The sequence below is a fragment of the Chryseobacterium viscerum genome, assembly GCF_025949665.1.
Lineage (GTDB): Bacteria > Bacteroidota > Bacteroidia > Flavobacteriales > Weeksellaceae > Chryseobacterium > Chryseobacterium viscerum_A.
Map to the genome: position 1 here is coordinate 2,674,519 of NZ_JAPDFT010000001.1, position 24,191 is coordinate 2,698,709.

Below are 24,191 nucleotides of genomic sequence, written 5' to 3' on the forward strand. Positions count from 1 at the left end.
TAACATGATTAAAAATGAGAAAAGTGTACAAAAACATTTTTGGAGAAATTATCTCCAAAAGTAAAGCTGTGAAGCTAAACGAATATCATCTGTATTATTATGAGGAAGGTTCCGATTTCCTAAAAGAAATTGAATTCATCAATGAAGACAGTGTTTACAACATCAATTATTTTCTAAGTGACGAAGAAGACGAAACGCAGGTAGTAGATTATCTTAAGGAAAAATCTGACTTTTTTGATATTGAAAAAAAAGAAACAGGCGATGGATTTATTATTTCCACCAATAAACTCTATTCCTTATCCGTAGATGAGCTACCCTTAATTTCTAAAACCGTTTTCAAAGCGGACGATCCTGAAAACTTTATCTGTTCACAGGTCATCGATAACGAAACTTATGAACCCCAGCTCGAAAGAACCGTGAAATGTTGGTATACACAGGACGAAAGCGGTGAAAAATATGCAGCTATAGAATGCAGCTACCAGGAAGACGGAAAACTGGAACTGGCTATAGATAAGACTCCTGATCCCGACCATGAAGAAAACTGGGTTCAATATGATTATGATACTTTTCAGGATCTTCAGGCACAGATACCTAGTGATATCAGCTATTATAAAACTGCTGCTTTGCTCCCAAAAGAAGCTTACCAGCAATAATCTATGCTATTAAAAACTATAACCTTAAATATTATTGAATATAGATGTGAACTCAACTTTTTATAACTGAAACCAGAATTTAGTGATCTTACAAATTATTTTGGAGATTGCTATCAGTATTTTACAAATCGAATCTCAGAAAAAATAAAAATAAAGACTGTTCCAGGATTGGGGCAGTCTCTTTTTTAAATACTTCTATTTGTAACAAAATAACCTTATCAAGTGTCTTATTACTAAAAACATATGGGAAGGATTTTATTATTAATGGTAATTTCATGGATATTGATATCATGCCACTCTATGAAAGAAGTTCGTCATTCTAATCATGATGTCAGAGATTCTGTGGATGCAGATATCAACAAAATATACCAGCAAGGCTTATTCAACGGGTTTGCAGTTTCTATTGTAAATAAAAAGTCTACATTATACCAAAAGGGATTTGGTTTTTCAGATGTAGAAGCAAAAAAATTGTATACTGAAAATACGATACAGAATATTGCATCCGTTTCCAAAACATTTGTTGGAATTGCTCTTCTTAAAGCTCAGGAACTGGGAAAATTGAATCTAGATGATCCTGTTCAAAAATATGTTCCCTTTAAAATAACTAATCCTAATTTTCCTCAAACACCGATTACCATTCGTCAACTTGCAACTCATACTTCATCTATTCTGGACAATGAATTTTATTTATCTAAAAATTATTTCCTGAAATCTGATCAGAACCTGAATAGTATAAAGCTCAATTTCGACGATGAGCAGATATTCAATCCTGCAGATTCAATAATTTCAATGTCTGTATTTTTAGAAAATGTACTGGCAGAAAACGGAAAATGGAATAAAAACAGTTTCTCCACCCACAAACCGGGATCAATCTATAAATATTCAAATGTAGGAACTGCTCTGGCTGCTTTTATTATTGAAAAAGCTACCGAACAATCCTTTAATAGTTTCACAAAAGAATATATTCTGAAGCCTTTACAGATGAAAGATTCAGGCTGGTCATTTGAAGAAATAAAGTTCTCGAAATTTTCCAGGCTGTATGAAAACCCTAATACTCCTCTTCCCTATTATCAATCTGCAACGTATCCTGATGGTGGTTTTATTACAAATATCAACGATCTGAGTAAGTATTTAACCGAACTCATCAAAGGTTACAATGGCAAAGGAACAATTCTGACTCAGAAAAACTATAAAGAATATTTTACTCCCCAGCTTACAGCTTCCAATTTTACGGAACGAAATGATAAAAATCCTTATAGCGAATCTTATAATACAGGAATCTTCATCGGCTTTGGTTATACAGGATATATTGGCCACACAGGAGGTGATCCGGGAGTAATGTCTATGCTGTTTTTTGATCCTAAAAATAATCTGGGAAGGATTATGATCTTTAACACCAATTTCTCTGATAAGAAAGGGAATGATGCTTTTTATGGGATCTGGAATGTACTGGAGAAATATCAATTGAAACTATAAACCAGATATAAAAAAGTCCGGAAGATATTTTCTTCCGGACTTTTTATTTTTTATCCAAATTTCTTTTTCCTCAGCCAGAAGAACAATCCTCCGATAAGACCGATAATCGCCAATGGAAGCAGTAAGCTCAGCCACTGCCATGTGGATTTCTCTTCGGTAATTCTTTGTCTGTCAAGAAGTCTTTCTTCAATGTCCTCTCTGAGCTCTATAAGATACTACTACTTATTCAACAGATCAAATAGAAAAATATAATTACTTCTTTTCACTTATTAATTTTTAACATATTTATACAAGAATAAAACTTATATTAGTAAAAACTAAATTAACTAATGGATTTATTGAAACTTACAGAAAGAATTGAAATTGCAATTGAAATGGGTGAAAGTCATTTCAGAGAATTTAAAAGCGCATTTCAAGGTCCGGCAAATCAGAAAACACAAAGACCCATTAAAGATGTTTGCCAAGACATATCTAAAACTCTAGTTGCATTTGCTAATGCAGATGGAGGAGAACTACTAGTAGGTGTTGAAGACGATGGTACTGTTACTGGATTAGAATATTCAGAAGATTTATTGAATGTTTTAATTAACTCTCCTAAATCATATGTACTTGATACCACTCCATTACCAACAATTAAATCGCAAATAATTAATTATAATGGTAAAAAAATAGCATATTTTATTTTACCAAAGGGGACAGATTATGTTTATATAACATCTGATGGCAAATGCTTAAAAAGGAGGGATTTAGAATCTATACCTATTTCTCCAGAATCTATTCAGATAGAACGTAATGAAAAGCAATCTAGAGAATATGATAGAGAATTTTTAGATGGTGCAGATATAAATGATTTAGATTCAACATTATTAAGTTTTGCTGCTAAAGAATTTTCAAAAACAATTTCTGCTGAGAAGTTTTTGCAACATCTAGATTTAGCTGAATTTGATGGAACTAAGTTAAGACTACGTAGAGCAGCACTGTTACTATTTTCAAAAAATCCACAAAAATGGCACCCAAGATTACAAGTTAGAGTAATAAAAGTAAAAGGAATAGAATTAAAAAGTGGTAAAGATTTTAATGTTTTAAAAGATGAGGAAATAAGTGATAATATATTGAGACTAGTTGAAGGAGCTTGGGATTTACTAAGGCCTTATTTAACAGAGACTAAATTTTCAACTGATGCAATATTTAAATCACAAATTGTATATCCTGAATTAGCATGTCGTGAAGCATTAATAAATGCTATTGCTCATAGAGATTATAGTATCGAAGGAAGAGGAATTGAAATTTTTGTTTTTGATGACAGACTTGATATTAAATCACCAGGTTTACTATTATCTTCAGTTAAAATAAAAGATATCCAAGAAAGGACAGGAATACATCAATCACGAAATACTTACGTAGCAAGAGTATTAAGAGAAATTGGATACATGAGAGAATTAGGCGAAGGATTTAGAAGAATTTTTGACTTAATGGAAAGTAACGATTTAGCTGCCCCTATTTTAGAATCAAAAGATAAATCTTTCTTAGTTACATTAAGTCAAAAACTTGTTTATACAAATGAGGAGAAAATTTGGTTGGAAAATTTTATTGATGTTGATTTAAGTAGAGAAGAAAGAACTATAGTTAGATTAGGAGCAAAAGGAGAGCTAATATCTCCAAAACTAATTTGGGATAGTGTTGGAATCGTTGATACAGATGTTTACAGACAACTTTTAGAATCCCTAAAACAAAAAGGGATTCTTTCGAGTGAAGTTTCAAAAACACAAGCCTTAGCTATTGTACGTAAAACTAGAATAAAAGATAGAAAATCAATACCTAGATTTAAGATCTCAATACCAAATAATAACTTGGGAATATCATTTAATAAACTTCCTCAAAAACAAACAAAAACTGATCTAAGTTTATTTGATGATTCAGATTATGCAAAATTATTTATTAATAATATCCCTTTCCAAAGTACTGAAAAAGAATTAGAAACTTTATTTTCAAAATATGGTGAAGTTTCCTCAGTAAGCATCCCTAAAGGCTATAATTCCAATAAACCACGTGGTTTTGCTATAATAGAATTTGAAAAAAAAGAGGCCTTAGAAAAAGTTATGAGCGAGAAAACTAAAATATTTTTTAAAGGTAGAAAACTTAGTATTAAAGAATATGAAGTAAGGAAAAGTTAACAATTGTACATAAAAAGAGAGAAGTACATCAACCTCTCTCTTTATTTTTTTATCCAAATTTCTTTTTCCTCAACCAGAAGAACAATCCTCCGATAAGGCCGATAATTACCAGCGGAAGCAGTAAATTCACCCACTGCCATGTAGATTTCTCTTCAGTAATTCGTTGTCTGTCAAGAAGTCTCTCTTCAATATTTCTGTTTCTCAGCTCCATCAAGTTGCTGTCATCCAACAAATAATCTAAAGCATTTCTAAGGAACTGCTCGTTTCCAAACTGCTCGTTCGTCAGCAGATCTACACCCAGTGGAAGCGGTTTTCCTTTGATCACTTTATTTCTTCCCACATCACCGTCTGCAATGACGATCATTTTGTTTTCAGGGCTTGAAGTTTTGAAACCAGGATACGATTTTCTTTCAATTCTGGATGCATAGGCAGAATTAAACTTTCCTTCCAATGCCACAGCAAAGATCTTTGGCGTACTTGGTTTTTCCATTTGTCCAAGACTGTCTACGCTTGCAATTTCTTTCAGGTCTACATAGTTCGGAACCTGTTTCAATAGAGTTCTTTCACTGGATTCAAAAAGAACCTTTGTTTTGATGTTTTTTCTTCCTCCTAAAGTATCAATAGAAGTCGGGAATTCAAATTTTACAGGGTTGATATTTTTTGTAACCGGATTATTATTTTCAGCAATTCCAAGCGGATAATAAGGCCAAGGTAAGCTTGTGTATTGTGGATTTCCACTCACCTCTCCCGTAACCAGTCTTAACAGGGCAAACTTTTTAACGTCTTTTACCAAAGCAGGATTAATTCTCAAGCCATAATTGAAAAAGAAGTCTGTCATATTGATGTCTACCGGGAAGGGCATTACTTTTTTGGATCTTGTTAAGGTATCCATTTCAGCATTTACCGCATCAATCATCCAAAGGGTTTTTCCTCCGTTCATGATGTATTGGTCAAGAATTACTTTTTCGTTATCTGTAAAGGCTTTTCTTGGTTTTGCAATCACCAAAGCACTCATTTGCTTTAATAAAGGAATATCTTCCAATGAAAGCTCAGTCTGATTTTTAGGAATAATAGGTCCTGCATCATAATTTTCCATTGCAAGCTGCACAAATCCCTGGAATTCATCCGGGTTCAATTCATCATGATTGATCAGAATTCCGATTTTCTTTCTCTTTGCTGCTGCAATATTTTTAATGTTGGAAACAAGGTTATACTCCAATCCTTCAATAGATCTTGTCAGCTGCTGATCGGCATCAATTCCTGCTTGTTGAACTACTAAAGGTATAGAAGCTCCATCATTTCCATATTTGATAACAGCGTATGGGAAAAGCGTAATCTGTGAAATCTTTCCATCTTTTACATCCGGAAGGATAGACGGCTGCATTCCCATTGCCATCAGGGTGTCCTGGGACATTTTTGTTTTTATCGGATCGATAAATTTAAAATCGATCTTCGGATTAACTTTTCTGAATTCTTCCAGCATGAATTTCGTCTCGCTCTGAAGCTGTTTGAAACTTGCCGGAAAATCTCCTTCCAGATACACTTCAACAGTCAGAGGCTTTTTAACGGACTCCAGTACTTTGATGGTGTTATCAGAAAGAGTATATCTTTTTTCTTTTGTTAAGTCTAATCTGATTCCTGAATACGTCAGGATAATTACTAAAGGAACAATTGCAAATAAGAATATTCCCAGTGGAGATTTAGCATTGATCTTCTTCATAATTCTACTTCTTTTTGTTTATAAAATGATTGGACAATACTAATGAAGCTCCTATAACAAGGACAAAATAAGCGATATCTTTAAAATCAATAAGGCCTCTTGTAAAACCTAAGAAATGCTGATAGAAACCTATATTCTGAAGGATAAAATCTGCTCCTCCCAACAGTTTATAACTCGCCAGCTGCTCGATTCCGAAATACATGATAAAGCACATGAAAACACCCAGCAGATAAGCCATAATCTGGTTCTGTGACAATGAAGAAGCCAAAATTCCCACCGCAGCAAATGCCGCAATTAAAATAATCAACCCAAGGTAACTCCCCAAGGTCATTCCAAGGTCTATATTTCCTGCAGGAACTCCAAGCACATATACTGTATAAAGGTAAATCAGTGAAGGAATAAGGCATAAAATTCCAACAATCCATACAGAAAGGAATTTTCCGGTCACCAGTTCTGAAACTTTTAAGGGTTGTGAAAAAAGCCAGTTTAATGTTCCGGTCTGCTGTTCTTCCGCAAAAGTTTTCATAGAAAGGGCCGGAATAATAAACATCAGCAGCCATGGAACCAATACGAAATAGCTCTGAAGCGAGGCCATTCCGATTTCAAAAATATTAGAATCGTTGTCGAAAAAGAACAGGAAAAGAGTGGCTATCAAGCTGAAAGCGGCAATGATTACCCATGCGCTCCAGTTTCCAAAGTAACTCCAAAGTTCTTTCTTTAAAATTGCAATCATAGTTTTTTTGTAAGATGTAAAAAGAAGGCATATTCTCAGACATACGCCCTACTCCACAATTATTTGTTTTTTTTATTTTTATTAACCAGTTTTACTGTCATCATGATCAGAAATACAAGAACGAAAAATCCTGCAATTAATTGCCACCAGTATTCGATCACCATCGATTTTAAAATAACGGTAAATACCACCAGAAACAGAATAAATGTAGCAATTTCATTGGCCTGTCTCAGTTTGATATTGGCAGTTGGCAGTGTATTTCCATTCAACGCCTTCAAATGAAGCACTTTTTTCCAGCACCAGTAATGGTAAATAGCAAGTCCGATCAGGAAGGTAAGTTTTAAATGAAACCACGGCATTTTCATCAGCCCCGGATTTAAAAAGATCATGACCAATCCGCATACTGCCATGATTACCCCCGCAGGAACGGTGATAATATTCCACAGTCTTCTGGCCATAAAGGTGTACTGCTCTCTCAGAATTCTCTTTTTCTCTTCAGAAAATTCATCAGTATCCTTATAGTAAACGAAAATCCTCACGAGATAAAAAATTCCCGCAAAGTAGCTTACCATAAAAATAATGTGCAGCGCTTTGATTATTGTATAAAGCATTTTTAATAAATAAATTTATTGATAGAAATAATTTTACAATCCTGGTCTAAATTCTTCAATACATCAAAAAAAATCTTTTTCATATTCTTTGAATTATTATAATACGAATATCCCATAAAAGTGGCTAGCCCCAGACAGACAAATATAATTCCGTACGTAGTTCCAGAATTTTCATCTGTATAAAAAGGAATAAAAATCCCCAAAAGAAAAACAAGAATAAGTACATCAAAATATTTAACTCCTATAGATACTTCAAGAATTTCTTCATTATTTTTTCCTGAAACAAATTTTCCTATAAAAGACAAGTATTCATTTCCCATTACTTTTACTTCAAATCCGTTACCAGTTACTTCTCCTTTAAATTTCTTGCCATTATAATCAGGGAAGCTTTTAAATATACTCTCTTCAATTTTATATAGCACAGATTTCTTTGGCTTCGAAAATAGAACTTGATATTTGGACTTTAAAAACATCTCAATTTTAATCAGGCACAAAGATAAGCTTATTATATAATTGTTAAAAATAAATTTATTTTGATCAGGAAAATATAAGTAAAATGGGTTTCTATAAAAAATAGTTCGGCTCGGGGCAGCAAAGCTGCCCGAGCCGAACATTATATTTTCATTGTTGTAACCAATTCAACAATTAAGAGATCACTCCTAATTCTTTTCCAACTTTTTCAAAAGCAGCAATCGCTTTATCCAAATGTTCTTTGGTATGAGCAGCAGATAGCTGTACTCTGATTCTCGCTTTTCCTTTTGGTACTACAGGATAGAAGAACCCGATTACGTAAATACCTTCATCCATAAGTTTTTCAGCCATTTTCTGAGAAAGAGGCGCGTCATAAAGCATTACCGGAACAATAGCAGCATCTCCGTCAGGAATATCAAAGCCTTTCGCTTTCATTTCTGTTCTGAAATATTCTGCATTTTCCATTACCTGATCACGAAGAGAAGTATTATCAGAAATCATATCCAATACTTTCAAAGCAGCTCCTACGATTCCAGGTGCTAAAGAGTTGGAGAATAAATAAGGTCTTGAACGCTGTCTCAGCATATCAATAATTTCTTTTTTACCGGAAGTAAAACCTCCTAAGGCTCCCCCTAAAGCTTTTCCTAATGTAGAAGTGATGATATCTACTCTACCCATTACTTCATTAGCTTCATGGGTTCCACGACCCGTTTTCCCAATGAAACCTGTTGCGTGAGAATCATCTACCATTACCAAAGCGTCATATTTGTCAGCAAGGTCACACACTCCTTTTAAGTCAGCCACAATACCGTCCATTGAGAACACTCCGTCTGTTACAATAATTTTGAAACGGTGGTTCTTTTCAGAAGCTGCAATCAGCTGAGCTTCCAGATCCTCCATATTATTGTTTTTATATCTGTATCTCGCTGCTTTACAAAGACGAACACCGTCAATGATCGAAGCATGATTCAGTTCATCTGAAATAATAGCATCCTCTTCAGTAAACAATGGTTCAAAAACACCACCGTTTGCATCAAATGCTGCAGCATAAAGGATAGTATCTTCAAGACCTAAAAATTCAGCGATTTTTTTCTCCAAATCCTTGTGAATATCTTGTGTTCCGCAAATGAAACGTACCGATGACATCCCATATCCATGAGATTGAATCATTTCCTGAGACGCTTTCATCACTTCCGGATTGTTGGATAATCCCAGATAATTATTTGCACAGAAGTTCAAAAGCTTTTTTCCGTTAGCTTCTATTTCTGCACTTTGCTGAGACGTGATGATTCTTTCTCTTTTGTAAAGTCCGTCATTCTCAATATTCTGAAGTTCATTCTGTAAATGTTGAAGGTATTTTTCAGAGATCATTTTTAGTAATTTTTTAGATGTGCTAATTTACTAAAAAGGCAGTAAAATAAAACCTTTTATACGTTTAATTCTAAAAAATCAATTCAGTTTCGAGTTTTAACACTATTAGTCTATAAATTTAGTAGGATAATATTTATATTTGTTTAAAATTTGAAAGAATGAGATTAAAGCCGGTACAAAAAATAAAGACAAACAGTACAGAAACCTTTATTAAAGACCATATGAAGCCGAGAGTTCCAATTATTATTGAAGATTTTATACATCCGGAAAGTCCTGCCTTCAAAAAATGGAATTATGAATATTTCAAAGAAATTGCAGGAGATCATAAGGTAAATATTTATGGCAGTGAACTTGATTCCCTTGACAGAGTGGCAAGTGATCCTATAGCCCAAAGCACATTTTCAGAATATCTCAACCTTATACAGTCTGCTCCTACAGAACACCGCCTTTTCTTATTTAATTTATTAAAAATAAAACCCGAACTTAAGAATGATATTATCTACAATGATGTTACAAGTGGTAAAATACTGAAATGGCTGCCTTTTATGTTTTTTGGTGGTGAAGGTTCCGTAACCAGAAATCATATTGACATTGATATGTCGCATGTTTTTATAACCCAGTTTCAGGGAATCAAAAGAATTTGGCTCTTCCCGTGGGAACAATCCGATTTAATGTATAAGCTTCCATACAATTTTCACAGTCTGGCCCAGATTAAAAATCCGGATTACAGAAAATATCCGGCTCTGCGCTATTTAAACGGTTATGAAGCAGCCATCCATCCTGGTGAAACACTTTATATTCCTTCCGGGTGGTGGCATTATATTCAGTATGATACGGAAGGCTATTCCATCTCTGTGAGGGCACTTCCATCAAGCCCGCTTGAAAAATGGCGAGGATTTAAAAACTTAGTTATCACCAGACATTTTGATAATCTCATGCGCAAACTCTTCAAAGAAAAATGGTTTGAATACAAAGTAAAGATCGCCAGGAAAAGAGGAGCTAAAGCAGCCAGAAAAGAAAGAAGCTTTCAGATCTGAAAGCTTCTTATTATTTTATTGTCAATGATAAGCAAAGTATTTAGTCATACTTCCCGATCATTAATTAATTTAATGCTTGATAAATTTGATGCTTTTTTCATCAATCGTAATAAAGTAAGTTCCCGGAACCAATTCTGAAATCCCAATCGCTTTACCTGGCTGATAAGTTCCTTTTCCTACCAGTTTTCCGTCTACAGCATGAATCGTAAAATCCTCAGCTCTGTTTATTCCTTTCAGATTAATTTCATTTTTTGCAGGGTTCGGATAGAGTCCAAAGCTTTCCTTCTCAACAGAAGAAACACTTAAGGTATTATCCTGAGTAACGGTAGAGTTTTTCTCCAGAATCTGGTACTCATAATTGAACTGAACACTTGCAATGGGAAATGGTACAGATTCTAAAAAACTTTGGTTATTTGAAGTATTGTTAAGGACCAGATAAGCAGTTTGTCCTGAAGTTCCGGTTACTTTTATCGGTAAAGGCATTTCGAAAAAGGTTACGTTAGAACTGCTTTGTGTCTGAGAAACTTTAAATAAAGCCTGATTACCGCCCTGCATCCATTTTATAGTATAAGTAGGATATCCTTCTCCATACACCCAGTCATTGAAAAATTCCGTAAAATCTGTTCCGGTAGACTGAAGCAATGAAGCATTAAAATCAGCAGTACGTGTATAGCTGTATGCCAGATTCGGTCTTGCGTGATAGTCTTTGAGTGCCTGATAAAAAGCAGCATCCCCTAAAATCCACTTCAGCATTCTCAATACATATCCTCCTTTGGAATAAGATAATCTGCTATCAAATATTCTGTTGATGCTGGAAAGTCCGGAATCTGGTACATATACACTTCCTGTTGTACTTGCTGTAATGTAGTTGGACTGACCTTGCAGATAATTCAGGAATTCGGTACTGGTCATCAGTAGTTTTTCATTGGCAAGGTGCTCTCCAAAAGTTGCAAAACCTTCATTCAGCCAGATATCGTTCCAAGCTCCACAAGTTACTTTATCACCAAACCACTGGTGGGTAAGCTCATGAGCAATAAGCTGTTTGCTCCAGCCTCCCATAGAAGACATCGTCTGATGTTCCATCCCTCCACCATACATAAATTCCATATGACCATATTTTTCATTACGGAAAGGATAAGCCCCAAAATAGGTCTCAAAAGTATTCATAACCTGCTTTGTCCAGTTAATATTTGCTATACTGGTGGCATTTGAATTCGTGGATGGATAAATATAATTCACAAAAGGAAAAGGTGGGTTTCCTATTGTATCGGTAAGTTTAACAAAGTTAGTAATAGATAACGCAATCAGATAAGCCGGTGTAGGATACATCGTTCTCCAGAAAGTAAGCTTCGTTGATCCCGTAGGAAAAGTTTCGGACATCAGTTTTCCGTTGGCTGCAACACTGTAATTAGAGGGTGTTGTAATTTTGAAATCAAATCTTTCAATTTTATCATTTAAGCTTTGTTTTGTAGGAAACCAGTCCTGTGCACCGTAGGGCTCATTCAAAGTAGAAAGCACCGGAGTTCCGCTCTGAAGTGCCGTTTTAAAAGCATCATTACTTGTAGATGGCGCCCCTGCATAATAGATGGTAAGAGAATCTAATGTATTGGCAGGAATAGAAGCAGGAAAATCAATTTTCAGTTCTTTTGAAGGAAGCTGCTGAAAACTTGTGATATTAGTCCCATGGTATTTTACCTGAGAAACCGTTAAAGAATTGGAAAGATCAAAATAAATACTTCCCATACTTTGATTAGGTTTAAAGTGAGAAGTTACAGATCCTGAAATATTATACACCGCAGGATCCAGGCTGACATCCATTCTCTGGTACTGTAAGTCATAATTCAGTGTATTGGGGTTCGTATTCCCAATATTCATTTTCTGAGTAAAGGATTGTTTCTCTTTTTCGATCAACCCTTTCATATCGGTATTTTGCCCATGCTTCTGGCCATAAAATTGTTGAGATAATAAAAATCCCAACACCAACAGGTACAATTTTGTCATGTTTAGAAAAATTTAATCAAATATAAAAAAAGCCTTTTAATCAATGATTAAAAGGCTGTTATAATATATAAAATAAAAAATTTTTAAAGATCCAGTGCAGGTTCAAGAATTTTCTCCATTCTCTTTTTCACCATATCTACAGATCCGGAATAATTGTTCACCATTAAAGAAAACACTAATGTTTTTCCGGAATTTGTTTTCAGATAGCCTGCTAATGTTTTTACTTTATTTAAAGTTCCTGTTTTAGCAAAAACCTGTCCGTTACCTCCTCCGATGAACATTCTTTTTAAAGTTCCGGATTGTCCTCCGATCGGTAAAGAAGTCAGATAAGATCTATAGTATTTCTGATCCATCAAAGAGGTTAGAAATTTCGCCTGAGAAATAGGCGTTACATTATTGCTTCTTGAAAGCCCGCTTCCATCCATATAAGTAAGACCATTCATATCAAAACCAGCATCCTTCAGGTGATTGGTCACTACAATTCTTCCTGATTCTGAAGTCTGGTCACCCATTTTCTGATAACCTACTGTTCTTAATAAAGCTTCTGCCAATGAATTATCACTGTGCTGATTAGTATAATAAATAATGTCACTTAAGGTTGGAGATTTATAAGCTGAAAGCATTTTTCTGCCTTCCGGAGCTGAATCTGTCATTTTCGGACTTACTTTTCCGGTAACAGGGATTCCGCTTTTTACCAATGTAGTTCTGAAAGAATTGGCAAGATAAGCCGGAGCATCAGGAAGTTTTGTTGTTAAAGCTCCGTTTCCTTCATATTTATCAGCATATACCATCTGATGATTGTAAGGAGAAACGTAGAAAAATTTCTTATCTGTAGAAAAGCTTCCTTTTTTAACAATCAGTTTTTCGTTAGCTGGGTTAATATCCCGGGTACTTCCTGCAGGCAGGTAATAATTATTGTTTTCCAACCATACAACATTTTCCGGAAGCACTGAAATATTACCTTTGAAAAGCGCTGTCTGAATGATAATATCACCATTTACCTTTTTGATTCCCTCTCTTGAAACTCCGCCTACGAAATCTGAAATAATATCTCTATAAGATGAAGCACCTGCTTTGTTGGTTCCCAAAGAAGGGTCACCGCTTCCTATCACATAAAGATTTCCATTTAAAACTCCATTTTCATCTATAGTTCCTGAGTACTCCAGCTGAGTCATCCAACGGTAGTTTTCACCCAGCAGGTTTAATGCTGTTTCCGTTGTAAGCAGCTTTGTAGTAGAAGCAGGTACTAAAGGGGTATTTTCATTGTACGAAGAAATTACTTTCTTCGTTTTCGGATCGTACACTACGAATCCCCAGCTTGCATTTTTCAGCACAGGATCCGCCATCATTGTGTTTACGTTAATGTCTACAAGTTCTTTTGCTGACAACACAGTTTTCTCCACCATCGTACTAACGGGTGAAGGCAGGTTTAAGCTGCTTTTCTGACTGTCATAATTCTGAGAATAAAGAACGGTAGAAACGGTAGATTGAGCCAGGAAAAGACCAGAAGCCAACACCGCCGCACTTGAAATATATTTTCTGAAATTTACCATCTATCTTCTTTTTGTTCTATAGTTTTGACTCTATAAAAAATGACAGGTTAAATCATTCAAGAAAAGAGCCAAACACTTAATCAACGTCCAAAAGTAGAAATTATTGTTATATAACGAGCCACCGCCACCCTATAAAAGAGTGTAAAGTTTGTTAAAAATTGTTAAAAATCCACAAAAACATCTTTTTTAATGCTTTGATACGCAGTGATTTCATCAAATTCTTTTAAACTTACTAAAACCAGATTTTTGAATTTCTCATAGTTTTTCCCACGGGGAAGCTTAAGCATAATCTGAAACTGATATAGATTATTCAGCCTTGCAATCTGAGCTCTTTCAGGACCTAAAACACAATCTTCCGGAAGATATTTTCTTAAAATGGAACCCAGAAACTGAGAAGCACGGTCTACTTTATCTTCCTTTCTGTGTTTCATTTCAATCATAATGAGTTTCGTAAACGGCGGATAATGGAATTTCTGACGTTCAGTAAGGATATATTTATAGATCTTTGCAGGATTATTCATCTTGATCAGCTGAAATACAGAATGATCAGGATTAAAGGTCTGAATGAGGATTTTCCCTTTTCCTGAAACCCTTCCGGCTCTTCCTGAAACCTGTGTAATCAGCTGATAGGCTCTTTCTTCTGCTCTGAAATCCTGTACATATAATAAGGAATCTGCTTTTGGAATTGTAACAAGTTCAATATGATCAAAATCCAGTCCTTTGGAAATCATCTGAGTTCCAACGATAATGTCTGTTTCTCCGTCTTCAATCTTTTCATACAGCTTTTCGTAGGCAAATTTCTTACGCATAGAATCCACATCCATTCTGTCCACCTCATTTTCAGGGAACAGCTTGGAAACTTCCTCATGAATCTGCTCTACTCCGACTCCTCTTTCGTTCAGCTTTTCGGAATTACATTTTGGACAGGTCTTCGGTTTTGAAGCTCTTTGCCCGCAATAGTGGCACTTCATTTCATTAGCTGCTTTGTGATAGGTCATCACCACATCACAATTGGAACAGTAATTGACATAACCACAGCTCTCACATTCTATTACATTGGAATAGCCACGACGGTTGTGCAGAACAATAGCCTGTTTTTTTTCATCCACCGTTTTCTTAATCTCTTCAACGAGTTTCAGGGAGAAATTTCCGGAAACCTTTTTAGATTCCAGGGCTTCTTTGAAATTGATCAGTTCATATTCCGGCAGATTCACATTCCCGAATCTCTCATTCAGGAAAATATATTTCATTTTATCTTTTCGGGCTCTGTAGTAACTTTCAACAGAAGGAGTTGCTGATCCTAAAATCACACCTGCATTATAAAATCCACCTAAAACCAATGCTGCATCTTTAGCGTTAAAATAAGGAGAAACTTCTCTTGGTCTGTACGCTGAATCATGCTCCTCATCAACAACAATAAGTCCAAGGTTCTGATAAGGCAAAAACAAAGCATTACGGGTTCCTATCAGAATACGGATATCATTCTGTTTGATTCTTCTCCAAACTTCTACCCTTTCAAAATCAGTCAGTTTCTGGTGATAAAATCCTAGTTGCCGTCCGTATTTTTTTTCTAATCTCTGCGTAATTTGTTTGGTCAGGGAAATTTCAGGAAGTAAAAACAAAACATTTTTTCCTTCTTTGACACATTCTTCAATTTTTTCTAAATAAATATGTGTTTTTCCTGATGAAGTTACCCCATGAAGCAGGACATTTTTCCCTTCTTCAAAAGCTTCATCAATCTCAGATTTAGCAATTTTCTGCTGTTCTGAAAGTTCTTCCAGCTCTTCAATCTCCCCTTCATAGCTTTCAATTCTGTCTTTCTGCATATAATATTCCTCTACAAGACCTTTGTCTGCCAAAGGCTTGAAATGGGAACTTCCGAAATAACCATCCTCAAACAGTTCAGACTTTTTGATAGGAGCATCAGGATTTTCGGTTTGTTTTTCTAAAATAAGGAGGAACAGATCTTTCTGCTTTTGAGCTCTGTTTAGTTTTAAAAGAATATCTGTAAGGTTCTGATTGGCTAAAACCTCATCATTAATTCTTACATATGCTACTTCTTTAGCCTTATATTTTTCAGCGATTTTTTCGTCAATCTCAATATACTGAAGATCAATCAATGAGTTGATGGTCTTGATGATGTCTTTTTTAGGAATAAAAGCCTCAATATCTGTCAGGTTGATCAGCTGCCGTACTTCCAACGCCTGAATAAGGTACATTTCATTGACATCCAGGTTTTCAAAATCAACCACCGCCCCTGGTTTTAATTTTAAATAGGTCTCACTTTCCAGTTTCAAAGAAGAAGGAAATGAAAACCTGTAAATTTCACCAAGGCTACACAGATAGTACCCGGAAAGCCAGTTCCAGAAACTGATTTGTTCTTCAGGAAGAATAGGTTGATCATCCAGCATGCTGATGACTTCCTTAGCTGCAAAGTTTTCCGGTGCATTGTCATGAAGCTCAAATACTATTCCTGTATAGATTTTCTTTCCTCCAAACGGTACCAGAACACGCATTCCGGGCTGAATTTCGGACATCATTTCTTCGGGAACTTTATAAGTGAAAGATCCTTTGAGGTTCAGTGGTAAAACAATTTGAGCGTATTGCAAGGGAAATATTTAAAGTGTAAAATTAAATTTTTCTTCAGAGAACTGCAACTTTGTGGAGATTCTTTCGTGATCTTTAACAGAACTAGAAACTAAGGCTGTTGTATGTTTTTACTTCCTCTTTTGTCCATTCCGTAGGAATCTAAACAATCAGATATTTTTTAATGTCCAGAATTTTATTGATCAAAAACAATGGTATGAGAGGCTGGATTCCTACGGAATGACAAAGCGTGTGGATAAAAGAACAGCACAAATTCGAAAGTATCGAAGAAAGAATTTATGGATAACTAAAAAAGTATTCTGTCATCTCATACCAAAATGCGGAAGTAAAAAACCCTACAATAATACTGACTCCAATGATCAGGTTGGTCAGTTTTGTATTCAGTCTGAACTGTTCTGCGATAATACTTGAGGTAACCAATGTAGGCATTGCTGCTTCAAATACAGTAATTTTAGCCACATCTCCTTTTATTCCAAATAGCAGAGCCATTCCCAGAACAATTGCCGGTGCCAGAATAAGTTTATAAAGCATTGACATCGACATCTGTGGAATCAGTTTTTTCCATCCGTTGAATTTCAGCTGTAATCCAACGGAAAACAAAGCTAATGGACTTACTGTAGCCGCCAGTTTATCAAAGAAAGGTTCTGCAACCGTAAAATCAATGAACTGTGACAATACCAAAGCAGAGATACAGCCAATTAATGGTGGAAACGTGACAAGTCTTTTTAAAATAAACATTGCACTCACTTTTCCTGATCTGCTTCCTCCTTTCACAGCAGCAATAATCCCGAGTGTAGAAAGTGCAAAAAACATCGTTTGGTCACAAATAATGGCAATACTCAGAAGTCCTTCTCCATAAAAGGCACTGATTAAAGGAAATCCTATGAATGAAGTATTGCTGTAACCGCTTGCCAGCTCTAAAGTACTTCTGGAACGCCTTGAATATCCCCTGCTCTTGCTGTAAAACATCATAAAGAAGAAACAGAACACAGAAATTAAAAATGTGGCTGCAATCGGGAACAGCATCTCTGTTGTCCATTTTACTTTAGGCAGGTATTTAAATGAAACTGCCGGAAGAGCAAGATAAAGAATCCAGGTGTTGATACCTTTGTGGGCATCGGGGTGGATAGATTTTGTTGCTTTGAATATCATTCCTGCAATAATGCAAACTGCAATCAGAACAAAATTTACCATAATTATAAAGAAATATAATGCAAATTTAAGGCTGATTTTTGAGTTGGAAGGGTAAAATTTATATTTTTTTTGGTAAGATTTCTAATTAAGCTGATATTGAAATAAAATGGTTTTTTATTCTTAAATCTTCTACTTTTAAACTTTCACAGCATCTCAGAGGCTTATGAACCTTGACATGGTTTGACTACCTGATAGAGTTTTTCAGAAGATATTTTAATCTTTCATTACATCCCAAAGACTTATTACTTCAATTTTTTCCAAAGGTTTTGAAAGGATAATTCTTTTTGAAGTTCCCGGTAACAGATCAAAGAAATTATCACTGAAATGAGCATCTCCAATCAGATAGACATCTTTTGCCAGGACATCTGTTGATATTTCAATTTCAGTTGGGGATACTTTTCTGATTTTAATCTCAGGTTTTGAAAGTTTTAATTCTTTAGGTTTATTAAAAAAGAAAAGTTTTTCAAATTTTGTATCCTTTTCAGCACTGACCTTTAAAACTGCTCCGGACAAATCAAATTGAGCAAGTTCTGACTTACTGATATTTCGAATTTTCTTACTTACATCAGCTCTAATATCATCTGATTGATTCGCTTTCCAAAGTGTTTTTCCTTTAAAATCAATTAATTCAAACTTTATGTCTGTTTTAAATTCCTTCAATAAATCACTGATCAGATAAACGTCATAACTTTTTTCGGTCTCTGCAACTGATACCAATACAGGTTCAAAACTTCTTTTTGCCTGGTAATGGAAGGCTTTCCAGTTTCCGAGATAATCAATAGACGACCATGAAACTACGGGCCAGCAGTCGTTAAGCTGCCAATATAGCGTTCCCATATTATAAGGTTTTGCGCGACGGTGAGCTTCGATAGCGATCTGCATTCCTCTTGCCTGCAACAGCTGTGAAACATAATTATACTGTACAAAATCTACAGGGACTTTATAATCACGTTTCAGATATTCATTAATGATATCCCAACCTCGGGCATGCTTTTCATGTGCCTTGATTGTTGAGCTTTGCAGATTTAAGTCCGGAGTTCCAGAAAACATTGATTTTGTAGTTTGAAGGCTGGGTGTACCCTGAAAACCATATTCAGACATGAAACGTCCTACTTTTTCATTGTAAATTTCAAAGGGCTGCTCACCCCACCAAACTCCCCAATAATGAGAATCTCCTTCTGTAAGACTTTCCTTATGTCCCCAGCCGATAGACGGAGAACTTGGCCAATATATATTTTTATCTGATTTCAGATTTTCTGCCAATGCATTGGGAATCACATCATGAAACAACTTTTTATAGTCTTTCCAAACCTGCAGCGAATCATTTTCTGAATATTTGAACTGTTTCTGATATCCCCAGTTGACAATAGCTTCATCAATTTCATTATTCCCGCACCACAAGGCAATTGACGGATGATTCTGAAGTCTATTGACCTGATCTTTCACTTCTTCTTTTACATTGTTTAAAAACGCTTCATCTGCCGGATAAAAGCTTCCTGCAAACATAAAATCCTGCCATACTAAGATTCCGTTTTCATCACAGGCCCTGTAAAATTCGTCATCTTCGTAAATACCACCGCCCCAGATACGAATCATATTCATATTGGCATCTTTAGTATCTCTGATCAGTTTCTGGTATTTTTCCTTGGTCATTCTGGGTGAAAAGCTATCTCCCGGAATCCAGTTGGTTCCTTTGATATACAATGGTTGCCCATTGACTTTAAAGTAGAATGATTTCCCTTTTTCATCTTTTTCCTGAACTAATTCGACCGTTCTTAATCCTATTCTGATATTTTTACCATCAATATTTTTCTGACCTTTTAAAAGCTTTATTTCAAAATCATAAAGATTGGCTTCACCACGTCCGTTAGGCTGCCAAAGCTTCATCCCACTTGTATTATAAGGTACCGTAATTGTATTGATTCCTTTTTTTAAAGTTATCTTTTGGTGGGTTTTATTAAGATCCAAGGTATAATCTCCGGCATTTTGTGCATCAATCTCTACATCAAAATGTAAATTATCAGATCTGTTCTGAATGTCTTTAACGGTAATAATTTTGGCATTATTCCAGAATTCTAACTGAACGTCTTTCCATATTCCTGCTGTCACGAGTCTCGGTCCCCAATCCCAGCCAAACTGATATTGTGCTTTTCTCACAAAACTTCTTGGTGATTCCGGCATTGTAAACGGAACTTTTTTCGCTAATTCCTTTCCCGTATTTACCGCAGATGTAAACTTAATCTGCAATGTATTATTTCCCGATTTCAGATACTCTTTCACAGGAATATTCCACTTCCTGAACATATTATCTGTTTTCTTTAAGAGCTTACCATTAAGATAAATTTCTGAAAATGTATCCAATCCGTTAAAAACCAAATCAATATTATCGTTCTTTAATTCCTGGAAAGAAACAGTAAATGCTGTCTGATAATCCCAATCTTCATTTTCTATCCACTGTACTTTCTTTTCATTTTCATCTTTAAAAGGATCAGGAATAATCTTGTTATCTATTAAATCCAGATGAACTGTTCCCGGTACTTTCGCAGGAAGCCAGCTATGATCTTTTGAATTTTTGAACTGCCAGCTCTCAGAAGACAAATTTCTTTGGGAAAACTGTGCAGAAAGGATATTCTGCGTGAAAAGGAAAGCAAAAAGGATCGTTCTATTCATCAATAAATTTGTTTACAATTCTATGGATTCCATATTTAATAAGTTCATTATTAAAATTAATAAGTAATCCTAATTTTATATTAGTCTGTTTCAGATACGTCAATACTTGTGAATGAAAAATAGAATGTAGCTCTAATACAGATTTCACTTCTACAATAACTTTATCTTCTACAATCAAATCAATTCTGTATGCATGTTCTATAAATACTTCTTTATACCTTAAAGGTAAGGATAACTGCTGCTTAACATTAAGCCCCTGCATCTTTAATTCATAAGCTAAAGCTGCTTCATATGCATTTTCTAAAAGGCCAACTCCTAAGTTCTTATGTACTTCTATAGCAGCTCCTATTATTTTGTATGATAATTCGTTTTCGGTCATTCATTTGTGTATTTTTTAATTATGTTATTTAAACGCAAAGTATTTATTACTATTATGCTTTATTTTAAGGAAGCTAAGACAGAATGGATTGAAAATCGATCGGATGAAGCTAACTGTTTTTTCATAAGCTTAATCAGCGGCATTGCCGCAACTCTTTGCTCTCTCAAAATATAATACAGTTTATTTTTTAAACTTTGCATTTAATAAACAGCTATATTATTTACTCTTCAATGCAATCACTTCAGCGGGGTTCGCAAAAGCACCACCATCAGTAATGGCCGAAGAATGGAAGTAACCTGCACTGGTAACGGCTCTTATTCCTTCAATATTGGATGAGCGAAGTCCACCTCCAACAAGAATTTCTATTCTTCCATCAGAGAGCTCAACTAATTTCTTAAGGTTTTCTTTTCCTTCTGATACATTGGGTTTCTGGCCGGAAGTAAGGATGGTTGTAAAACCACATTCAATTACTTTTTCTAAAGATTCTTCAAGACTTGCAGCACGGTCAAAAGCACGATGGAAAGTACATGGAAGTGGTGCAGCTAATTCAACTAAAGCTTTATTCTGTTCTATATTCACCTCATCATTATCATCGAGAATACCGAATACAAAACCGTCTGCTTGTAATGATTTCAGATGAACCAAATCTTTTTTCATCTGTTCAAATTCTGAATCCGAGTAGGTAAAATCTCCTCCTCTTGGGCGGATCATTACAAAAATCGGGATATTCATTTTTTCACGAAGCCTTTTCATGGTTTCAAAATCCGGGGTTGTTCCACCTTCACTGAGACCGTCGCATAATTCTATTCTATCCGCTCCGTTTTCAAAAGCAATCATTGCTGATTCAGGATTAAAACAAGCTATTTCTATTTTTGACATTGTATGTATCTGTTTAATTCTATTTTGGCTCATCCTGCAAAACATCTGCAATCAGAAATGAACCGTTTTCTTTTATTACTTTTATCACTGACGGATATTGAGCTTTAAAACTATTATCAGTCAACACTACATTAAAGATATATTCATCTTTTGAGGAAGATTTTAATTCACAGCTTCCGACTTCAATTTTATCCCAATCCTGTGCTGAGATCAGAAAACCAACTCCAATTCCTGCTTTACTGGTATCAAATTTCGATTTCCATTTATCCTGGAATTCTTTTTCAGTAAGGCTTCCGTCTACATCCAGATCTACATTAGTTGCATCCGTTTTATAATCGAAATAATCTTTGGTTGTGATCTTCTGCATATTCTTTTCTTCATTTCCGATATCAGCTTTAAAATAATCAACGATGCTTGTCTTCAGCCATTTTTGGGCTTCTTCAGCTTCATTGGACTCATTATGCAAAACTACTTTTTCTTGTATCTGCTGTGTTTTAATCTCCTTCTTTTCTTCCTTGCATGCGATAATGAGAAATAAAGAAGCGATAATCGTTCTTTTCATATTTTATGTTTTGGCTAAAGCCAATAGGTTTCATTGATTTGTTTAAATGGGCTAAAGCCCATTTCTATTGAATTTTTAATTTTCGTTGTTGGAATAATGCAAAGGCGCAAAGATTTTTCTTCTGGCACTTCTTTAAGGTACAAGGATTTTATCTCCGATAAAATTTATATATAACTCTGCACTTTTACAATGTTGCTTCTATTATATACTTATTTCAAAGCAAATTCCGGTTTTTCAAGGCGGTTTCCTTTCTGGTCATATACCGCAAAGTTGAATCCGTCCTGAATACAGTAAGATCCATATTCTCCCTGTTTATTGATCGCAATAAAGCCTACCTGAATATCTTTAAGGTTTTTATTTCTTCTCTGATTGATTTTTACAATTCTCTCTACAGCTTCTTTACAGGCTTCTTGAGGATTTCTGCCTTGTCTCATGAGTTCAACTACAAGATGGGTTCCTACCGTTCTTATCACTTCTTCACCATGACCTGTAGCTGTAGCTGCTCCTACTTCATTATCTACAAACAGGCCTGCTCCGATAATCGGGGAATCTCCTACTCTTCCATGCATTTTAAAAGCCATTCCACTGGTAGTACAGGCACCGGAAAGGTTTCCCTGTGCATCCAGCGCAATCATTCCTATGGTATCGTGATTTTCAATATTGGCAATGGGTTTATACTGGCTGGTTTTTAACCATTCTTTCCATTCTTTTTCGGATTCGGGAGTGAGAAGATTTTCTTTTTTAAACCCTTGTGAAAGGGCAAACTGCAATGCTCCGTCACCTACCAGCATCACGTGGGGTGTTTTTTCCATTACAGCTCTGGCAACAGAAATCGGGTTTTTCACATGTTCCAGACATGCTACTGAACCAATATTATAATTTTCATCCATGATACAGGCATCCAGCGTTACTCTCCCATCTCTGTCCGGACGGCCACCATACCCTACACTTCTTTCTTTAGGATCTAATTCTACAAGACGAACTCCTTTTTCAACAGCATCCAAAGCTTTTCCTCCTTTTCCGAGGATTGTCCATGCTTCTTCGTTAGCTTTTAATCCGAAATTCCAGGTAGAAAGGACAATCGGTTTGTTGACAGCTTTAGCAGTGGGTTCGGGTAATTCAGCAGCCATTAAATCCAATGGGTTTACGGCAAGTGCTGCTGTTGCAATTCCCAGTTTTTTAATAAAACTTCTTCGGTTATTGTTCATGGTATCTCAAATTGTATAATACCCACAAATCTAAAAAAAACTTCTATGAAATCCTCATGGCGGCTCAATGAATATCCGTGTATTATTTTTATTTATCTTTACTGCTGTGATGCACTCATTCAAAACTTTCAGAAATATCTCTTTCTTTCAGGAACTCTCTGATGAGGAAATTGCTATTTTGGTCAATATCAGCACTCCGAAACTGCTCCGAAGAAAAGAGAAGCTGGCAGAACCTGGTAAGTCTTTCAATCAATTATTTATTCTTTCCCATGGATTATTAAGATTTTTCTTTGATGATGAAAACGGGGTTGAAAGCAATCTTTTTCTCCCATCCGAAAAGGAGGCTGCCATTATGGAAAGACCGGAGTCTTATGCTAATGAAAATGAAGGAAAATATACTATAGAAGCCGTACTGGAAAGTCAGATTTTCCTGTTCAATAAAAATGAATTTGAAGAAGCTGCATTTCAGAACAGAGGTATTTATAATGTATATCTCAAATCTTTAAAACAAATCATCAGTATATTAAAAGTACGTACAGAACAGTTTTGCTCCACTTCTCCGCATTCCCGATATGAGGAATTTCTGGAAACCCGTCCTTTTACTTCACAGAATGCCAACAGAAAGTATATTGCCAATTTTCTGGGCATTACTCCGAACTCACTTTCAAGGATGACAGCCCGTATCCATAAAAAAAGGAACGAAAGAAAAAAATAACTTAGGAATACTTTTTCTCACTTTGTTCATCCTATTTTTGCTTACTGAAAATACTGTTACACCAACAATTAAAAGCAAAATGAGAAAAATATCATCTAAAAAAGCACCTTATTATTGAATCATCTTTAATCTTTCTTAAGATTTATAGTAACCATGCGGGTCTATACTGACGGCCGG

19 protein-coding genes are annotated in these 24,191 nt (G+C 35.3%); 5 read left to right on the forward strand and 14 right to left on the reverse strand.

Features of this window, described 5'->3' with window-relative positions; translation table 11 throughout:
- Positions 1–14 precede the first annotated feature (14 nt).
- From OL225_RS12145 to OL225_RS12155, 3 genes are all read left to right on the forward strand, one after another.
- Entirely contained in the window at positions 15–653 is a 639-nt protein-coding gene (locus OL225_RS12145) for a hypothetical protein (RefSeq protein WP_047376915.1), read from the forward strand.
- Positions 654–896: 243 nt separating this feature from the next.
- Positions 897–2,129, forward strand: a complete 1,233-nt coding sequence (locus OL225_RS12150) for a serine hydrolase domain-containing protein (protein WP_264518424.1) — start codon at positions 897–899, stop codon at positions 2,127–2,129.
- A 329-nt stretch (positions 2,130–2,458) separates the two neighbouring features.
- A complete protein-coding gene (locus tag OL225_RS12155) occupies positions 2,459–4,303 on the forward strand; it encodes an ATP-binding protein (RefSeq protein ID WP_047376918.1) in 1,845 nt (614 codons plus the stop codon).
- Positions 4,304–4,352: 49 nt separating this feature from the next.
- On the opposite strand, the gene gldG is transcribed toward OL225_RS12155, so the two are convergent.
- The 5 genes from gldG to kbl form a co-directional block, all read right to left on the reverse strand.
- Positions 4,353–6,023 (reverse strand): gliding motility-associated ABC transporter substrate-binding protein GldG, encoded by a 1,671-nt coding sequence (gene gldG / locus OL225_RS12160; protein WP_264518425.1) that lies wholly within the window; start codon positions 6,021–6,023, stop codon positions 4,353–4,355.
- Between the two features lie 4 nt (positions 6,024–6,027).
- The gene (locus tag OL225_RS12165) at positions 6,028–6,756 is read right to left on the reverse strand and encodes an ABC transporter permease (protein WP_264518426.1); all 729 of its coding nucleotides are present in this window, start codon (positions 6,754–6,756) and stop codon (positions 6,028–6,030) included.
- A gap of 59 nt (positions 6,757–6,815) precedes the next feature.
- Complete coding sequence (locus OL225_RS12170) at positions 6,816–7,367, reverse strand: CopD family protein (protein ID WP_047376921.1); 552 nt, start codon at positions 7,365–7,367, stop codon at positions 6,816–6,818.
- A 2-nt stretch (positions 7,368–7,369) separates the two neighbouring features.
- Entirely contained in the window at positions 7,370–7,789 is a 420-nt protein-coding gene (locus OL225_RS12175) for a hypothetical protein (RefSeq protein WP_156118400.1), read from the reverse strand.
- Positions 7,790–8,012: 223 nt separating this feature from the next.
- Positions 8,013–9,209, reverse strand: a complete 1,197-nt coding sequence (gene kbl, locus OL225_RS12180) for a glycine C-acetyltransferase (protein ID WP_264518427.1) — start codon at positions 9,207–9,209, stop codon at positions 8,013–8,015.
- A gap of 158 nt (positions 9,210–9,367) precedes the next feature.
- Between kbl and OL225_RS12185 the strand changes: the two genes are divergently transcribed.
- A complete protein-coding gene (locus OL225_RS12185) occupies positions 9,368–10,246 on the forward strand; it encodes a cupin-like domain-containing protein (protein WP_264518428.1) in 879 nt (292 codons plus the stop codon).
- A 69-nt stretch (positions 10,247–10,315) separates the two neighbouring features.
- Here OL225_RS12185 and OL225_RS12190 read toward each other — a convergent pair whose 3' ends face one another.
- The 9 genes from OL225_RS12190 to OL225_RS12230 all read right to left on the reverse strand — a co-directional run bounded on the left by OL225_RS12190 (position 10,316) and on the right by OL225_RS12230 (position 23,299).
- Positions 10,316–12,247, reverse strand: a complete 1,932-nt coding sequence (locus OL225_RS12190; protein WP_264518429.1) for a M1 family aminopeptidase — start codon at positions 12,245–12,247, stop codon at positions 10,316–10,318.
- Between the two features lie 83 nt (positions 12,248–12,330).
- On the reverse strand, positions 12,331–13,800 hold the full coding sequence (gene dacB, locus OL225_RS12195) for a D-alanyl-D-alanine carboxypeptidase/D-alanyl-D-alanine-endopeptidase (RefSeq protein ID WP_047376926.1): 1,470 nt from the start codon (positions 13,798–13,800) through the stop codon (positions 12,331–12,333).
- A gap of 161 nt (positions 13,801–13,961) precedes the next feature.
- Positions 13,962–16,409 (reverse strand): primosomal protein N', encoded by a 2,448-nt coding sequence (priA, locus tag OL225_RS12200; protein WP_264518430.1) that lies wholly within the window; start codon positions 16,407–16,409, stop codon positions 13,962–13,964.
- Positions 16,410–16,683: 274 nt separating this feature from the next.
- On the reverse strand, positions 16,684–17,601 hold the full coding sequence (locus OL225_RS12205; RefSeq protein ID WP_264518431.1) for an AEC family transporter: 918 nt from the start codon (positions 17,599–17,601) through the stop codon (positions 16,684–16,686).
- Between the two features lie 213 nt (positions 17,602–17,814).
- Positions 17,815–20,271, reverse strand: a complete 2,457-nt coding sequence (locus OL225_RS12210; protein WP_264518432.1) for a beta-mannosidase — start codon at positions 20,269–20,271, stop codon at positions 17,815–17,817.
- Complete coding sequence (locus OL225_RS12215) at positions 20,264–20,650, reverse strand: GxxExxY protein (protein WP_047376930.1); 387 nt, start codon at positions 20,648–20,650, stop codon at positions 20,264–20,266. The genes OL225_RS12210 and OL225_RS12215 overlap by 8 nt, the downstream gene beginning before the upstream one ends.
- A gap of 216 nt (positions 20,651–20,866) precedes the next feature.
- Positions 20,867–21,529: a copper homeostasis protein CutC gene (locus tag OL225_RS12220; protein WP_264518433.1), complete on the reverse strand. Its 663-nt coding sequence runs from the start codon at positions 21,527–21,529 to the stop codon at positions 20,867–20,869.
- Between the two features lie 19 nt (positions 21,530–21,548).
- Positions 21,549–22,091: a hypothetical protein gene (locus tag OL225_RS12225; protein ID WP_264518434.1), complete on the reverse strand. Its 543-nt coding sequence runs from the start codon at positions 22,089–22,091 to the stop codon at positions 21,549–21,551.
- Positions 22,092–22,300: 209 nt separating this feature from the next.
- Positions 22,301–23,299: an isoaspartyl peptidase/L-asparaginase family protein gene (locus OL225_RS12230; RefSeq protein ID WP_223600366.1), complete on the reverse strand. Its 999-nt coding sequence runs from the start codon at positions 23,297–23,299 to the stop codon at positions 22,301–22,303.
- 67 nt (positions 23,300–23,366) lie between these two features.
- Here OL225_RS12230 and OL225_RS12235 point away from each other — a divergent pair, with 67 nt between their 5' ends.
- Positions 23,367–24,014 (forward strand): Crp/Fnr family transcriptional regulator, encoded by a 648-nt coding sequence (locus tag OL225_RS12235; RefSeq protein ID WP_264518435.1) that lies wholly within the window; start codon positions 23,367–23,369, stop codon positions 24,012–24,014.
- Positions 24,015–24,191: the final 177 nt, after the last annotated feature.

Excerpts from the sequence above, each read along its gene's own strand:
- gldG (WP_264518425.1), bottom strand. The coding sequence starts at position 6,023 with ATGAAGAAGATCAATGCTAAATCTCCACTGGGAATATTCTTATTTGCA.
- kbl (WP_264518427.1), bottom strand. The coding sequence starts at position 9,209 with ATGATCTCTGAAAAATACCTTCAACATTTACAGAATGAACTTCAGAAT.
- OL225_RS12190 (WP_264518429.1), bottom strand. The coding sequence starts at position 12,247 with ATGACAAAATTGTACCTGTTGGTGTTGGGATTTTTATTATCTCAACAA.
- OL225_RS12230 (WP_223600366.1), bottom strand. The coding sequence starts at position 23,299 with ATGAACAATAACCGAAGAAGTTTTATTAAAAAACTGGGAATTGCAACA.
- OL225_RS12220 (WP_264518433.1), bottom strand. The coding sequence starts at position 21,529 with ATGTCAAAAATAGAAATAGCTTGTTTTAATCCTGAATCAGCAATGATT.
- OL225_RS12155 (WP_047376918.1), top strand. The coding sequence starts at position 2,459 with ATGGATTTATTGAAACTTACAGAAAGAATTGAAATTGCAATTGAAATG.
- OL225_RS12205 (WP_264518431.1), bottom strand. The coding sequence starts at position 17,601 with ATGGTAAATTTTGTTCTGATTGCAGTTTGCATTATTGCAGGAATGATA.
- OL225_RS12210 (WP_264518432.1), bottom strand. The coding sequence starts at position 20,271 with ATGAATAGAACGATCCTTTTTGCTTTCCTTTTCACGCAGAATATCCTT.
- OL225_RS12170 (WP_047376921.1), bottom strand. The coding sequence starts at position 7,367 with ATGCTTTATACAATAATCAAAGCGCTGCACATTATTTTTATGGTAAGC.
- OL225_RS12185 (WP_264518428.1), top strand. The coding sequence starts at position 9,368 with ATGAGATTAAAGCCGGTACAAAAAATAAAGACAAACAGTACAGAAACC.
- OL225_RS12150 (WP_264518424.1), top strand. The coding sequence starts at position 897 with ATGGGAAGGATTTTATTATTAATGGTAATTTCATGGATATTGATATCA.
- OL225_RS12145 (WP_047376915.1), top strand. The coding sequence starts at position 15 with ATGAGAAAAGTGTACAAAAACATTTTTGGAGAAATTATCTCCAAAAGT.
- OL225_RS12225 (WP_264518434.1), bottom strand. The coding sequence starts at position 22,091 with ATGAAAAGAACGATTATCGCTTCTTTATTTCTCATTATCGCATGCAAG.
- OL225_RS12165 (WP_264518426.1), bottom strand. The coding sequence starts at position 6,756 with ATGATTGCAATTTTAAAGAAAGAACTTTGGAGTTACTTTGGAAACTGG.
- OL225_RS12235 (WP_264518435.1), top strand. The coding sequence starts at position 23,367 with ATGAATATCCGTGTATTATTTTTATTTATCTTTACTGCTGTGATGCAC.
- dacB (WP_047376926.1), bottom strand. The coding sequence starts at position 13,800 with ATGGTAAATTTCAGAAAATATATTTCAAGTGCGGCGGTGTTGGCTTCT.
- OL225_RS12215 (WP_047376930.1), bottom strand. The coding sequence starts at position 20,650 with ATGACCGAAAACGAATTATCATACAAAATAATAGGAGCTGCTATAGAA.